Origin of the sequence: Achromobacter sp. NPDC058515 (assembly GCF_042721735.1) — a bacterium.
In the GTDB taxonomy this organism is placed as follows: Bacteria; Pseudomonadota; Gammaproteobacteria; order Burkholderiales; family Burkholderiaceae_B; genus Achromobacter.
On sequence record NZ_JBHXNI010000004.1, the window covers coordinates 428,625 to 443,760 of the forward strand.

The window sequence follows — 15,136 nt, forward strand, 5'->3', positions numbered from 1 at the left end:
TGCCGTGGCCCTTGCGGGCAAACACGGTATTTTCGCCCAGAGAACGGGTTGGTATCAAATCGTAGGTAAAAAGCTCATCAATTCAGACTATTGCGGTAGTGGTATCGATCGGTCAAGTACAAACCCCGGCGAATTTCCATGGGGCGGTCACCATAGGTGTAAGACACCCGATCCACCTGCAACAACGGCGCGCCGGCGGCAACATTAAGGAGCGTACAGACTTCGGCCGGCGCGGCGACCGCGCGCAGCTTCTCGTCCGCGCGCACCATGCTGACGCCGAACTCGGATTCGAACAGGCCATAGAGCGGCGCCCGGTTGGCGGTCAGGAGCTCCAGGGTCAGTCCTCGGAAAATGGAACCGGGCAGCCAGATGTCGTCCACGACGGTGGGTGTCTGCCCCATGGACAGCAGGCGGCGGATCATGACGACGGTTTCGCCGGCCCGCAGGTCCAGGGCGCGCGCGATCTCGGCGGGCGCGCGCAGGCGCCGGCATTCCAGGATGCGGCTTTCCGCAAGGCCGGCCTCGCCTTCTTCGTCGGGGGCCAGGCGCAGGAAACGGTAGCGCACGCGGGCTTCGTGGTGGGTGGCGACAAAAGTGCCCTTGCCTTGGCGGCGCAGCAGCATGTGCTCGGCCGCCAGCTCATCGACCGCCTTGCGCACCGTACCCTGGCTCACCTGAAAACGGGCGGCCAGATCGATTTCGCTGGGGATGAGCTCGCCGGGCTTCCATTCGCCGCGCTCGAGGCTTTGGACAAGCAGATCCTTGATCTGGCGGTAGAGCGGACTGAAAGCGGCCCCCTCGCCCGTGGGACGGGCGGCGCGAGTGCGTAAGGAGGTTTCGGGCCGGGGCTCTGCCATGGATCTTCTTGAAAGTGTCATGTTTATCCGTATGAATAGGAAAGCAGCGCAAAGGATGCAAACCCATCCGCAATGCGCTGCTGCTGCCGGTCTTCTGGCTTGATACAGGCGCGCGGCCAGACCTGGCTGCGGCGCATTCGGATAAACGCTCTATTGTGGCATATTGGCAGGTACGCTGTCCAACGTCTTATGTCTTATATAAGATAGAAGAGCAATTGACGGACACGTAAATTCGATCTAGGATTCAACGCTGTCCGGGCCTCGCGCCGAGCGCTTGCGCGCGCGTTGATTCCACGCCCAACGATTACACTGATTGGTGAGATTTTTTTCTCGCCAAACCATTACGGAGAACGTCCATGTCCAAGCCTGCCTTGCGTGTCGCCGTCACCGGCGCCGCCGGCCAAATCGGTTACGCACTGCTATTCCGCATCGCCTCGGGCGAAATGCTGGGTAAAGATCAACCCGTCATCCTGCAACTGCTGGAAATCCCCGACGAGAAAGCGCAAAAGGCCCTGAAGGGCGTCATCATGGAACTGGATGACTGCGCCTTCCCGCTGCTGCAAGAAGTCACCGCACACAGCGACCCGCGCACCGCCTTCAAGGACGCCGACGTGGCCCTGCTGGTCGGCGCCCGTCCGCGCGGCCCCGGCATGGAACGCAAGGACCTGCTGTCGGTCAACGCCCAGATCTTCACGGCGCAGGGCAAGGCGCTGAACGACGTCGCCAGCCGCAACGTCAAGGTCCTGGTCGTCGGCAACCCCGCCAACACCAACGCCTACATCGCCATGAAGTCGGCGCCGGACCTGCCGGCCAAGAACTTCACCGCCATGCTGCGCCTGGACCACAACCGCGCCCTGTCGCAACTGGCCGCCAAGTCTGGCAAGGCCGTCGCCGACATCGAAAAGCTGGTCGTGTGGGGCAACCACTCGCCCACGATGTACCCGGACTACCGTTTCGCCACCGTCGGCGGCGAATCGCTCTCCAAGCTGATCGGCGACGACGCCTGGAACCGCGACACGTTCATCCCCACCGTGGGCAAGCGCGGCGCCGCCATCATCGAAGCCCGCGGCCTGTCCTCGGCCGCTTCGGCCGCCAACGCCGCCATCGACCACGTCCGTGACTGGGTTCTGGGCAGCAACGGCAAGTGGGTCACGATGGGCATCCCGTCGGACGGCTCCTACGGCATCCCCGAAGGCATCATCTACGGCGTGCCGGTCACGACCGAAAACGGCGAATACAAGCGCATCGAAGGCCTGGAAATCGACGCCTTCTCGCGCGAGCGCCTGGACTTCACGCTGAAAGAGCTCCTCGAAGAGCGCGACGGCGTCAAGGACCTGCTGAAGTAAGCAGCGCACGAGTAAAGGATTGGGCCCGTTCATGCGGGCCCAATTCCTAAGCAAGACCGGAACATAAACCTGTCTCTTGGCCTGGCCGCAGGCGATTGTCGCGCAGGGGACAGATTTATTTTTCGGGCCCGCGCTAAGGTCGTGGGCTAGCCAAAAAAACGGAGACAATCATGTCCAGACCCGAATCGCCCGGCGCCCTCTTCCGTCGCGCGCTCACCGAAGAAAGCCCGCTGCAGATCATCGGCGCCATCAACGCGAACCACGCCCTGCTGGCCAAGCGCGCCGGCTACCGCGCCATCTACCTGTCGGGCGGCGGCGTCGCGGCCGGTTCGCTGGGCCTGCCGGACCTGGGCATCAACACGATGGACGACGTCCTGACGGACGTGCGCCGCATCACCGACGTGTGCGACGTGCCGCTGCTGGTCGACATCGACACCGGCTTTGGCCCCTCGGCCTTCAACATCGGCCGCACGGTCAAGAGCCTGATCAAGTCCGGCGCCGCCGCCTGCCACATTGAAGACCAGGTCGGCGCCAAGCGCTGCGGCCATCGTCCGGGCAAGGAAATCGTCACGACCGAGGAAATGGCCGACCGCGTGAAAGCGGCGGCCGACGCCCGCACCGACAGCGACTTCTACCTGATTGCCCGCACCGACGCGATCGCCTCGCACGGCGTGGACGCCGCCATCGAGCGCGCGCTGGCCTGCGTGGAAGCCGGCGCCGACGCGATCTTCGCCGAGGCCGCCTACGACCTGCCCACCTACGACCGCTTCGTCAAGGCGGTGAAGGTGCCGGTGCTGGCCAACATCACCGAATTCGGCAAGACGCCGCTGTTCTCGGTGGAAGAGCTCAAGAGCGTGGGCGTGGGCATGGTGCTCTATCCGCTGTCTGCCTTCCGCGCCATGAACAAGGCCGCCGAGGCCGTCTACACCGCCATCCGCCGCGACGGCCACCAGAAAAACGTGGTGGACCTGATGCAGACGCGCGAAGAGCTGTACGACCGCATCGGCTATCACGAATTCGAATCCAAACTGGATGCGCTCTTCCAGAAGGGCAAGGCGTAATCCGCGCAGTCCCGGCATCCGGCGCCGCGGCAACCCCGGGGCGCCTCCCCGCCATCCATTGCATCGTCCATCGCGTAAGGAAAGGAGTAGAGACATGAGCACGGCTCCCAAGAAGCAAGAAGCCAAGTCGGACGCCAAGCCGGAAGAGAAAGCCGGTTTCAAGCCCAAGAAGTCGGTTGCGCTGTCCGGCGTGGTCGCGGGCAACACCGCACTGTGCACGGTCGGCCGCAGCGGCAACGACCTGCACTACCGCGGCTACGACATCCTGGACATCGCCCACGCCAGCGAGTTCGAGGAAATCGCCCACTTGCTGGTCCATGGAAAGCTGCCCAACAAGGCCGAGCTGAAGGCCTACAAGGAAAAGCTGCGCAGCCTGCGCGGCCTGCCCGCCCAGCTCCAGGTTGCGCTCGAAGCCCTGCCCGCCGCCAGCCACCCCATGGACGTGATGCGCACGGCCGTGTCGGTGCTGGGCTGCGTGCTGCCAGAAAAAGAAGACCACAACACCCCGGGCGCGCGCGACATCGCCGACCGCCTGATGGCCAACCTGGGCTCCGCCCTGCTGTACTGGTATCACTACAGCCACAACGGCCGCATCATCGACGTGCAGACGGACGACGACAGCATCGGCGGCCACTTCCTGCACCTGCTGCACGGCGAGAAGCCCAGCGACGAGTGGGTCAAGGCGATGCACATCTCGCTGAACCTGTACGCCGAACACGAGTTCAACGCCTCCACGTTCACGGCCCGCGTCGTGGCCGGCACCGGTTCCGATGTGTACTCGGCCATCACCGGCGCCATCGGCGCGCTGCGCGGCCCCAAGCACGGCGGCGCCAACGAAGTGGCCTTCGAAGTGCAGAAGCGCTATGAAACGCCGGACGAAGCCGAGGCCGACATCCGCCGCCGCGTGGAAGCCAAGGAAGTCATCATCGGCTTCGGCCATCCGGTCTACACCGTGTCCGACCCGCGCAACAAGGTCATCAAGGACGTGGCCAAGAAGCTGTCCAAGAAGACCGGCACCACCAAGATGTTCGACATCGCCGAACGCCTGGAAACCGTCATGTGGGACGTCAAGAAGATGTTCCCCAACCTGGACTGGTTCTCGGCCGTCAGCTACCACATGATGGGCGTGCCCACCGCCATGTTCACCCCGCTGTTCGTCATCGCGCGCACCGCGGGCTGGTCGGCCCACATCATCGAGCAGCGCATCGACAACAAGATCATCCGCCCCACCGCCAACTACGTGGGCCCGGAAGACCAGAAGTTCGTGCCGATCGACAAGCGCAAGTAAGGCAAGGGCGAGGGGCGCGGCATGGCCACCTGTATTCACTTTCCGGAGAGGTATCGCTATGTCTGCCCCGATCTCCAACGTGCGTCCCGATCCCGACCAGGTGCTGGTCGATATCGCGGACTACGTCCTGAACTATGAAATCCAGAGCGGCCTGGCGTATGAAACCGCCCGGAACTGCCTGATCGACACGCTGGGCTGCGGCCTGGAAGCGCTGGAATATCCGGCGTGCAGGAAATTGCTGGGGCCGGTCGTCCCAGGCACCACGGTGCCCAACGGCGCCAAGGTGCCGGGCACGCAGTTCCAGCTGGACCCTGTCCAGGCCGCGTTCAACATCGGCGCCATGATCCGATGGCTGGATTTCAACGACACCTGGCTGGCCGCCGAATGGGGCCATCCCTCGGATAACCTGGGCGGCATCCTCGCCACGGCCGACTGGCTGTCGCGCACGGCGGTCGCCGCCGGCCGCCCGCCGCTGGCCATGCGCGACGTGCTGACCGGCATGATCAAGGCGCACGAGATCCAGGGCTGCATCGCCCTGGAGAACTCCTTTAACAAGGTCGGCCTGGACCACGTCGTGCTGGTCAAGGTGGCGTCCACCGCCGTCGTGGCGCAGATGCTGGGCCTCTCCCGCGACGAAGTGATCAACGCCGTGTCGCTGGCCTGGGTCGACGGGCAGAGCCTGCGCACCTACCGCCACGCCCCCAATACGGGCAGCCGGAAAAGCTGGGCCGCGGGCGACGCCACCAGCCGCGCCGTGCGCCTGGCGCTCATCGCCAGGACTGGCGAGATGGGCTATCCGTCCGTGCTGACGGCCAAGACCTGGGGCTTTTACGACGTGCTCTTCAAGGGCCAGCCGTTCAAGTTTCAGCGCCCCTACGGCAGCTACGTGATGGAAAACGTGCTGTTCAAGATCTCGTTTCCAGCCGAATTCCATTCGCAGACCGCCGTCGAATGCGCCATGGAAATCCACGACAGGCTCAAGGCCATCGGCAAAAGCGCGGACGACATCGCAAAGATCACGATCCGCACCCACGAGGCCTGCATCCGCATCATCGACAAGAAGGGCCCCCTGAACAATCCCGCCGACCGCGACCATTGCATCCAGTACATGGTGGCCGTGCCGGTGCTGTTCGGCCGCCTCACCGCGGCCGACTACGAAGACGAGATCGCGCGCGACCCGCGCATCGACGCGCTGCGCGACAGGATCGTCTGCGTCGAGGACCCGGCCTACACCAGCGATTATCACAACCCCGCCAAGCGCTCCATCGCCAATGCGCTGACCGTGGAATTCAAGGACGGCGCCGCGCTGGACGAAATCGTCTGCGAATACCCCATCGGGCACAAGCGCCGCCGCGCCGACGGCATCCCGCTGCTGGAAGCCAAGTTCCGCACCAACCTGGCCCGCATTTTCCCGGCCAGGCAGCAGCAGCGCATCCTGGACGCCTCGCTGGACCAGAAGACGCTGGAAGCAATGCCGGTCCATGAGTACGTGGATCTGTACGTGATCTGAGTCGCCGAGGGACACGCCCGCAGCGCGGACCTGCGCGAAGAATGGCCGCCCCGCCGCCGGGCAGCCCCAAACGGGGCTGCCCCCTCGGGGGGCAGCAAGCACGCGCATGGCGTGCGCGGCGTGGGGCACTTCCTGCGGGACTCTCCCTCTTCGGGGCATACAATGCGGCTTTCCCCGATCGGATCGCGCCATGGCCATGCTTTGGGTCAAGACCTTCCATATTGTCTTTATCGCTTCCTGGTTTGCCGGGTTGTTCTATCTGCCGCGCATCTTCGTGAATCTGGCGCAGCAATCGGACGCCGCCGTCCAGGCAACGCTGCTGGGCATGGCCCGCCGCCTGTATCGCTTCACCACCATCCTCGCGGTCGTGGCCGTCATCTTCGGCATGTGGCTGTACCTGGGCTACGGCATCGGCGTCGGCCCGGGCAATGGCTGGATGCATGCCAAACTCTTTTTCGTCCTGCTCGTCATCGGCTACCATCACGCCTGTGGCCTGATGCTGCGTAAATTCGAACAGGGCAAGAACACCCGTTCGCACAAGTTCTATCGCTGGTTCAACGAAGTTCCCGTCTTGCTGCTCTTGGTGGTGGTGGCGCTGGTCGTCGTCAAACCCTTCTGATACCCCTACCTTTGCACATTCGCCAGGATTCGTATGTCCTCTGATGAACAGGGCCGTCCGCGCAAGACGCTGACGATCAAGAAAACGGCGCGCGACGCCCACGCCGAAGACGCGCCCAAGCGCACCCGTACCGGCGCCCGCGCCCGCCTGGTCGCTCAGATCGAGCGCACCAAGGAAAGCGTCGAGCGCCAGAAAGACCCGGTCGGCTACCAGCGCCGCCAGGAAGAGGAAGCGCGCGGCGCGCGCAAGCCCTCCGCCGGCGGCCGAGGCGCCCCCAGCCGGGGCCAGGCGCCCCGCGCCGGCCAGCCCGACCGCGGTTCGTCCCAACGCGGACCGTCCGATCGCGGAACGCCCAATCGTGGTTCGTCCGATCGCGGTCCGTCGACCCGCGGCCGCTCCGACGACATCCGCCGCGACGCCGCGCCCGCTTCGCGCGCAGCACGCCCGCAGCAGCGCGCGCCGCGCCTGCGCGACGACCAATACATCGCCCCCGCCACGCCGGCGGGACGCTTCTATGATCCCTTCGAGGATGACGGCCCAGCGCCCGAGTTCGCGCCGGAACCCGAACACGCAGCAGAGCCGGAATTTGCGCAAGAGCGCGACTATTCCCGCGAGCGCGCCCCCACCGTCGAGACCCGCAGCCGCCGTCCGCGCGAACCCCGCCAGGCGGAGATCTTCACCGTCTTCGCCCCCTGCCCCCAAGGCCTGGAAGAGGCCCTGACGGCGGAAATGCAGGCGCTGGGCTATGACGACGCGCAAGCCGGCCGCGCGGGCTGCTCGTTCACCGCCGACTGGTCGGGCGTGCAGCGCGCCAACCTGTATTCGCGCCTGGCGACCCGCATCCTGGTGCAGGTCGCGCACGCCGAGATCTCGCACGAAGACGACATCCTGGACCTGGCCCGCGACACCCCCTGGGAACGCTGGTTCGGCGCCGAGCAGACGCTGCGCGTGGATACCTCGGCCATCAAGAGCCCGGTGCAAAGCCTGCAGTACTGCAATCTGCGCGCCAAGGACGGCATCTGCGACCGCCTGCGCGAACTGGAAGGCGAACGCCCCAGCATCGACACGGTGCGGCCGGATGCGCGCGTCCACCTGTTCCTGACAGGCCATACCGCCACGCTGTACCTGGACACCTCGGGCGAGTCCCTGTTCAAGCGCGGCTGGCGCCTGGACAAGGGCGAGGCGCCGCTGCGCGAAAACCTGGCGGCCGGCATGCTGGCGCTGGCGGGCTGGGATCCCGCGGCGCCGCTGCTGGATCCGTTCTGCGGTTCGGGCACGATCCTGATCGAAGCGGCATGGATCGCCCTGGGCGTGCCTCCGGGCATCTCGCGCCCGTTCGGCTTCGAACGCCTGCGCGACCACGACGCCTACCGCTGGCGCGACCTGAAGGACGACGCCCGCTCGCGCATCCTGCCGCAGCTGGACGCGCCGCTGGTAGGTTACGACCTGGACCCGCAAGCCATTGAATTTGCACAGAATAATGCCGAGCGCGCCTGGCTCACGGCGGACTCCATCCGCTTCGAAGTGGGCGACGCGCGCCAGGTCACGGCGCCCGCAGACCATGGCTGGATCGTCACCAACCCGCCTTACGGCGAACGGATGGGCGCCGAGCAGGACCCGGACCTGTGGCGCGACTGGGCCACATGCCTGAAGCGCAATTTCGCGGGCTGGCAGCTCCATGTCATCACCAGCGACCTGACCCTGCCCAACCAGATGCGCTTGAAGCCCAAGCGCCGCGTTCCGCTGCACAACGGCTCGCTGGACTGCCGCCTGTTCGGCTTCGAACTGGTCGCCGCCGGTTACCGCGACGCCTGAACTCCCCCGCGACCCGGGCGGCTTCGGCCCCCGGGTGCGCGCGCCTTCCCCCCGCGTTTTTCATCCCCTCCAGCGCGTTGTAAAAGCGCCGCAACATGCCGCCGCTATCTTTGCTTATGGTGCCCCGCCGCTCGGATTTGGGGCATTATCAGCACCAAGGTGTTGCCAGGTTGCACCAGTTTGCACCTCCCCCTTGCACAGGTTGAGGGTAAACCCTATAATTCGGGTTATCCCTAGTAGCAAACAACTGTGCAAGCCCGTGGAGGCTATTGTGATCAACCCGAACAACTCTATCCGCCTGACCGACGAACTCGAGCGCCAACTGATGCTCCAGGCAATTGAAGAACAATTCCGTCCGCACCCGATGCGGGCGCTGGCTGCAGGCCTGCGTAAGCTGGCCCACGGCATCAAGGCCCTGGCTGGCAAGACGAGCGCCAAGAACGCGCACTCCGCTGCCTAAGCATGGCCTGGGCCTCCCGGCCCGAAAGATTTTCCCCTTGGGGGCTGCATAGCCCCTTTTATAGACCCGCCCTTACCGGCGGGTTTTTTTTCGCGCAGCCCGGTCCAATCCGGGGCAGCAAGCACGTGTAGCGTGCGCGGCGTGGGGGCACCTTTTGCCGCCGGGCCGCCCCAAGGCAAAAAGCGCCCCCTCGGGGGGCAGCAAGCACGCGTAGCGTGCGCGGCGTGGGGGCACCTTTTGCCGCCGGGCCGCCCCAAGGCAAAAGCGCCCCCCTCGGGGGCAGCAAGCACGCGTAGCGTGCGCGGCGTGGGGGCAACTTTTTATGGATAATACGGCTCCATGAACGACGCCCTCCTCGACCAGACCCCTAATCGGCTGCGCCGATTTGCCTGCATGATGTACGAAGCCGTGCTGCTGTTTGGCGTGGTCTTCCTGGCGGGCTACCTCCTGGATACGCTGACCCAGAGCAAGAACGCGCTGGAATTGCGTCCCGCGCGGCAAGCCTGGCTGTTTATTGCGATCGGCGCGTATTTCGTGCTGTGCTGGCGCCGCCGCGGCCAGACGCTGCCCATGAAGACCTGGAACATCCGGCTGGTCGACCGCGACGGCAATACTCCATCCACCGGGCGCCTGATCCTGCGCTACGCGCTGGCGTGGCCGCTGGTGCTGGCCGGCGCCGCCGTGGTCTGGGCCGCGGCCAGCGCCACGGGCTGGCCGTCCATGGACATGTTCATCGTCGCCGCGCCCTTCACCATCTTCGTCTGGTCCTGGTTCGATCGGGACGGCCAATTCCTGCACGACCGGATCCTGGGCACGCGCTTGCGCAATGCGCCGCAACGCAAGAAGGCCGGACAGCCCCAGCCCTGAACCACGGGACATGACGCCCGCGCGGCACGAACGCGCACGAACGTCACAACAGCGTCACGGATTCTTCACACGGCCGTCATCGCGGGGTGGTCTCATTCCCAGGCATGACCACAGCCCTCAGGGAAGCGACCGTGACCGAAATCCGCCCCGCGCACTGGCGCGCCCTCTGGATTTCCGACATTCACCTGGGCACTGCCGGGTGCAAGGCGGAATTCCTGCTTGATTTCCTGGATCACAACGATTCGGACACCCTGTACCTGGTGGGCGACATCGTCGACGGCTGGCAATTGCGCAAGCACTGGCACTGGCCCCGCGCACACAACGACGTCATCCAGCGCATCCTGCGCAAGGCGCGCAACGGCACCCGGTTGGTGTTCATTCCGGGCAACCACGACGAGTTCGCCCGCGAGTTCGCGGGCTACGCCTTCGGCGACATCGAGATCCTGGACGAGGACGTGCACGTCACGGCCAAGGGCCTGCGCCTGCTGGTGCTGCACGGCGACCAGTTCGACGGGGTGATCCAGCACAGCCGCTGGCTGGCGCACCTGGGCGACGGGCTCTATCAGCTGGCGCTGTGGATCAACCACCATTTCAACCGGCTGCGCCACCGGCTGGGGCTGCACTACTGGTCGCTGTCCCAATACCTGAAGCACAAGGTCAAGAACGCCGTGTCGTTCATCACGGACTTCGAGGAAGCGCTGGCGGGCGAAGCCCGGCGCCGGGGACTGGACGGCGTGGTCTGCGGCCATATCCACAAGGCCGAGCTGCGCGACGTGGGCGGCATCCTCTACTGCAATGACGGCGACTGGGTGGAAAGCCTTTCCGCCCTGGCGGAAACCCATGACGGCCAGCTCCAGCTGCTGGACTGGGCGGTCCTGCAGGCGGAACGCCAGGCCGATCCGGCGAACCGCCCGCCCCGGTCGCTGACCTTGCCCGCCCTGCCCTCCGCACTGCGCCGCCAAAGCAAACATCCGTGATAACCCGTATGCGTCCCCGTTACGCAACGGGGATATTGCAGTTCACGTCCCTCTAGGTCATGCTTGCAACTGGGGCAACGGGCGATCTGACCCGTTCACGCTGCAACATGCTCACAACATAGGGCCATGAACGACCAATATCAGGCGCTCTACCAAACATTCCGCTGGCTGGTACCCACCCAGTTCAACATCGCGGAAGCGTGCTGCCACCGCTGGGCATCCAGTAGTCCGGATGCGCGGCGCATTGCCATCTACTACGAAGATGAATCCGGCAACCGCGAGGTCTGGACCTTCGCCCGGCTGGCGGAAGCCGCCAATCAACTGGCCAACGGCCTGGTGAAAATGGGCGTGGGCCGCGGGGACAGGGTCGGTGTCGTTTTAGGACAACGCCCCGAGACCGTCGTCGCCCACATGGCCATCTACAGCGTGGGCGGCGTGGTGCTGCCCCTGTCGGCGCTTTTCGGCCCGGAAGCCCTGGAGACCCGCCTGCGGGACTCGGAGACCCGGGTCGCCATCGTCGACCACGCCTCCAGCGCGAACCTGCTCGCCGTCAGCGACAACTGCCCCGCCCTGCAGCAGATCATCGGCATCGGCTTCGCGGACGAGCGCGTGCTGCCCTGGCGCAGCCTGCTCGCCCGCCAGCCCAGCGAATTCAAGGCGGTGCCGACCCGTTCGTCGGACCCAGCCATCCTGCTCTATACGTCGGGCACCACGGGCGCCCCCAAGGGCGCCCTGCTGCCGCACAGCGTGCTGATCGGCAACCTGCCGGGCTTCGTGGCCTCGCAGGACTGGTTCCCCAAGCCCGCCGATGTGTTCTGGTCGCCCGCCGACTGGGCCTGGACGGGCGGCATGATGGATGCATTGCTGCCCACGCTGTACTTCGGCCACCCCATCGTCGGCACGCGCGGACGCTTTTCGGTCGAACGCGCCTTCGAACTGCTGGAACGCTACCAGGTCACCAACACCTTCCTCTTCCCGACCGCACTGAAGATGATGATGAAGGCGGTGCCCGAACCCCGCCACCGCTACCAGCTTGCCCTGCGTTCCATCATGAGCGCCGGGGAAAGCGTGGGCGAGACCGTTTTTGAATGGTGCCAGTCGGCGCTGGGCGTGACGCCCAACGAGATGTTCGGGCAGACGGAAATGAACTATGTGGTGGGCAACAGCCAGAAGCGCTGGCCCGCCAAGCCCGGCAGCATGGGCCGCCCCTATCCCGGCCATAACGTGGCCGTGCTGAACGACGACGGCGCCCCCGTCGCCGTCGGCGAGACCGGCGAGATCGCGGTCAACCGGCAGGACATCCATGGCTATCCCGACCCGGTAATGTTCCTGGGCTACTGGCGCAACGAGGCGGCCACGCTCGCCAAGTTCAAGGGCGACTGGTGCCTGACCGGCGACCTGGCCACCGTGGATGCGGACGGCTACCTCTGGTACGCGGGCCGCGCCGACGACGTATTCAAATCGGCCGGCTACCGGATCGGACCCGGGGAAATCGAAAGCTGCCTGATCAGCCACCCGGCCGTGGCCAACGCGGCGGTCGTGCCCAAGCCGGACGCCGAGCGCGGCGCGCTGGTCAAGGCCTATGTGGTGCTGACGCCGGAGTTCGTCCACCGAGACCGCAACGATGTCATCGAGAATTTGCAGGAGCATGTGCGCGAGCGCCTGGCGCCCTACGAATACCCGAAGGAGATCGAGTTCGTCGACGAACTGCCCATGACGACCACCGGCAAGATCCAACGCCGCATCCTGCGCCAGCGCGAAGAAGCGCGCGCGCAGGACAGCGCGGGCAACACAGACGTTGGAGCGCCCCTCGCAGCCCCGGCGCAGCAACCGGAGACCTAGGCATGGCCATTTACCAGCTCAACGACCTGATCCCCCGCATCGACCCGCAAGCCTACGTGGCCGACAGCGCCGACATCATCGGCAACGTCGCGCTGGAAGCAGGCGTCAGCATCTGGTCGCATGTGTCGATCCGCGGCGACAACGACGCCATCCTGATCCGCCACGGCACCAATATCCAGGAATCCAGCGTCCTGCACGTGGACACGGGCTGTCCCATGACGATCGGCCCCAACGTGACGGTGGGTCACCAGGCCATGCTGCACGGCTGCACCATCCACGAAGGCGCGCTGGTGGGCATGCAGGCCATCGTGCTGAACAATGCGGTCATTGGCCGCAATTGCCTGATCGGCGCCGGCGCCATCATCCCCGAAGACCGCATCATCCCGGACAATTCGCTGGTCATCGGCATCGGCAAGATCGTCCGCCAGCTCTCGGAAGAAGAGATCGCCAATCTGCACAAGAACACCGCCCATTACGTGGCGCGGGGCCAACAGTACAAGACGGCCCTGAAGCGGCTGGCCTGACGTCCCCAGGGAACCGTCCAACCCCCTGCTGGCAGCAGGGGGAATAGCCCCCTCTGATCGGCTAACATTCGGCCATGACCGATCAGCTTAAAAAATACCTCACCGAAGACCGCAGCGTCCGCGTGCAAGCGGTGCGCCTGGACGAAACCTGGAAGGCCGTCCAGGCCAACCACGACTACCCCCCCGCCATCACCAACCTGCTGGGCGAACTGGTGGCCGCGTCCACCCTGCTTGCGGCCAACATCAAGTTCGATGGCTCGCTGGTGCTCCAGATCCAGGGCGACGGCCCCATCGCCCTGCTGGTGGTGGAATGCCGCTCCGACCTCAGCCTGCGCGCCACCGTCAAGATGCGCGAAGGACATGAGGTGCCCACCGACGGCAATATGCAGAGCCTGCTCAACCCGGGCGGCAGCGGGCGCTTCATCGTCGTGCTGGATCCGCAGCGCAAGCTGCCGGGCCAGCAGACCTACCAGGGCATCGTGCCCCTGGAAGGCGACACCGTCGCCCAGGCCCTGCAGCATTACATGAAGGCTTCCGAGCAGCTCGACACCCGCTTGTGGCTGGCCGCCGACGCCGGCCACACCGCCGGCATGCTGATCCAGCGCCTGCCCCACCACGGCGGCTCGGACGCGCATATTCTCAGCGAGCAGGCGGCCACCGAAACCTGGGACCGCATCAACGCGCTGACGAGCACCCTCAAGCGCGACGAAATGCTGGAAACCGACATCGACACCCTGATCCATCGCCTGTACTGGGAAGAGACGCTGGTGGCGTTCGACCCGCAGCCGGTGCGCTGGCACTGTCCGTGCACCCGCGAACGCGTGGCCAGCATGCTGCGCTCGCTGGGCGAGGAAGAGGTCAACAGCATCCTGGCCGAACGCGGCCAGGTGGACGTGGGCTGCGATTTTTGCGGCAAGCCCTACAAGTTCGATTCCGTCGACTGCGCGACCTTGTTCTCGCCGAACCAGCCGCCCCCCGGCGACGCGCCGCCCACGGTGCATTGATCCGCGCCGGCGGCAAGCCCGCCGGACTGTTTTTGCCACGCCGGATTGTCCTCATCGACAGGCGGTCATGCCCGCGCCACACTGCGCAGCCATGACCGCCTTTTTCTTTGCGCCCCCGACCCGGGCAGCGGGCCCGCAGTTGGGCGCCGCCGCCATCGAATTCGCCGTGGCCGCCGCCATCGTGCTGCTGCTGGGCCTGTTGTCGGCCGAAGCCGCCCGCTGGCACGCCGCGCGCCAGATGGCGCACCTGGCGCTGATGGAGGCGGCGCGCGCGGGCGCCACCGCGCACGGCGATCCGGCGCGCATGCGGGCGGCCTTCCTGCAGGCGCTGCTTCCGCTGTATGCGGATGCGCAGGGCCAGGCGGGCGCGGCGAGCCGCCAGGAACGCGCATTGGCCGAGCTGGCCCAGGCTATGGGGTCGCACCCCTGGCGGATCGAAGTGCTGTTGCCGGACGAGCAATCGTTTCGCGATCACGCTCGGTCCGACCTGAAGGTCGCGGCGGCGCCCGGCCTGCGCGCCATCGACAATGACTACCAGGACCTGCAGCATGCGCGCCGGCCATCCCGGCCCGGCGGGCGCGACATCTTCCACGCCAACACGCTGAAACTGCGCCTGACGTATCTGCACAAGCCGCTGCTGCCGCCGCTGCGGGCCCTGCTGGCAATGCTCGGAAGCGACGAGGACAGCTACGCCGGCCAGGCGCGGGCCCAGGGCCTGCTCCCCATCCGGATCGAACTGGAAATGGAAATGCACACGCACCCGGTGGATTGGGCGCGCAAGACGCCCCGCACCGCAGGCGTCGTGCATGGCGAATGCAGCCGCGTGCGTTGCGATTAGGCGGGGACGGAAGAAAGGGACGGCCGGCGGCCGGCCTCAATGCCGGGTCGTCGGGGGGGTGGCGGTGCTGGAACCGGCGGCCCTGCCGGCGGGCGCAGCCGCGGGCGGCCGGGCAGCCGGCGCGCTGG

14 protein-coding genes are annotated in these 15,136 nt (G+C 66.0%); 13 read left to right on the forward strand and 1 reads right to left on the reverse strand.

The window, feature by feature from the left end; all coding sequences use genetic code 11:
* Nucleotides 1-77: 77 nt before the first annotated feature.
* The gene (locus tag ACFWP0_RS10700) at nucleotides 78-857 is read right to left on the reverse strand and encodes a GntR family transcriptional regulator (RefSeq protein ID WP_377841825.1); all 780 of its coding nucleotides are present in this window, start codon (nucleotides 855-857) and stop codon (nucleotides 78-80) included.
* A 356-nt stretch (nucleotides 858-1,213) separates the two neighbouring features.
* Between ACFWP0_RS10700 and ACFWP0_RS10705 the strand changes: the two genes are divergently transcribed.
* The 13 genes from ACFWP0_RS10705 (at nucleotide 1,214) to ACFWP0_RS10765 (ending at nucleotide 15,008) form a co-directional block, all read left to right on the forward strand.
* Nucleotides 1,214-2,203 (forward strand): malate dehydrogenase, encoded by a 990-nt coding sequence (locus tag ACFWP0_RS10705; protein ID WP_377841827.1) that lies wholly within the window; start codon nucleotides 1,214-1,216, stop codon nucleotides 2,201-2,203.
* A gap of 170 nt (nucleotides 2,204-2,373) precedes the next feature.
* Nucleotides 2,374-3,264 carry a methylisocitrate lyase gene (gene prpB, locus ACFWP0_RS10710; protein ID WP_377841828.1) on the forward strand — a complete coding sequence of 297 codons (891 nt, stop codon included), beginning with the start codon at nucleotides 2,374-2,376 and terminating at the stop codon, nucleotides 3,262-3,264.
* A gap of 94 nt (nucleotides 3,265-3,358) precedes the next feature.
* The gene (gene prpC, locus ACFWP0_RS10715) at nucleotides 3,359-4,552 is read left to right on the forward strand and encodes a 2-methylcitrate synthase (protein WP_377841830.1); all 1,194 of its coding nucleotides are present in this window, start codon (nucleotides 3,359-3,361) and stop codon (nucleotides 4,550-4,552) included.
* Nucleotides 4,553-4,610: 58 nt separating this feature from the next.
* The gene (locus tag ACFWP0_RS10720; protein WP_377841832.1) at nucleotides 4,611-6,062 is read left to right on the forward strand and encodes a bifunctional 2-methylcitrate dehydratase/aconitate hydratase; all 1,452 of its coding nucleotides are present in this window, start codon (nucleotides 4,611-4,613) and stop codon (nucleotides 6,060-6,062) included.
* 190 nt (nucleotides 6,063-6,252) lie between these two features.
* The gene (locus tag ACFWP0_RS10725; RefSeq protein WP_377841834.1) at nucleotides 6,253-6,681 is read left to right on the forward strand and encodes a CopD family protein; all 429 of its coding nucleotides are present in this window, start codon (nucleotides 6,253-6,255) and stop codon (nucleotides 6,679-6,681) included.
* Nucleotides 6,682-6,714: 33 nt separating this feature from the next.
* Nucleotides 6,715-8,496, forward strand: coding sequence for a THUMP domain-containing protein (locus ACFWP0_RS10730; RefSeq protein WP_377841835.1), 1,782 nt, complete (start codon nucleotides 6,715-6,717; stop codon nucleotides 8,494-8,496).
* 271 nt (nucleotides 8,497-8,767) lie between these two features.
* Complete coding sequence (locus tag ACFWP0_RS10735; protein WP_377841837.1) at nucleotides 8,768-8,956, forward strand: hypothetical protein; 189 nt, start codon at nucleotides 8,768-8,770, stop codon at nucleotides 8,954-8,956.
* 339 nt (nucleotides 8,957-9,295) lie between these two features.
* Nucleotides 9,296-9,823, forward strand: a complete 528-nt coding sequence (locus tag ACFWP0_RS10740) for an RDD family protein (RefSeq protein WP_377841839.1) — start codon at nucleotides 9,296-9,298, stop codon at nucleotides 9,821-9,823.
* 104 nt (nucleotides 9,824-9,927) lie between these two features.
* Entirely contained in the window at nucleotides 9,928-10,800 is an 873-nt protein-coding gene (locus tag ACFWP0_RS10745; RefSeq protein ID WP_377841841.1) for a UDP-2,3-diacylglucosamine diphosphatase, read from the forward strand.
* A 126-nt stretch (nucleotides 10,801-10,926) separates the two neighbouring features.
* A complete protein-coding gene (locus ACFWP0_RS10750; RefSeq protein WP_377841843.1) occupies nucleotides 10,927-12,642 on the forward strand; it encodes an acyl-CoA synthetase in 1,716 nt (571 codons plus the stop codon).
* Between the two features lie 2 nt (nucleotides 12,643-12,644).
* Nucleotides 12,645-13,166, forward strand: a complete 522-nt coding sequence (locus ACFWP0_RS10755) for a gamma carbonic anhydrase family protein (RefSeq protein WP_377841845.1) — start codon at nucleotides 12,645-12,647, stop codon at nucleotides 13,164-13,166.
* A 74-nt stretch (nucleotides 13,167-13,240) separates the two neighbouring features.
* Nucleotides 13,241-14,170: an Hsp33 family molecular chaperone HslO gene (gene hslO / locus ACFWP0_RS10760; protein ID WP_377841847.1), complete on the forward strand. Its 930-nt coding sequence runs from the start codon at nucleotides 13,241-13,243 to the stop codon at nucleotides 14,168-14,170.
* 91 nt (nucleotides 14,171-14,261) lie between these two features.
* Entirely contained in the window at nucleotides 14,262-15,008 is a 747-nt protein-coding gene (locus tag ACFWP0_RS10765) for a TadE/TadG family type IV pilus assembly protein (RefSeq protein WP_377841849.1), read from the forward strand.
* Nucleotides 15,009-15,136 lie beyond the last annotated feature (128 nt).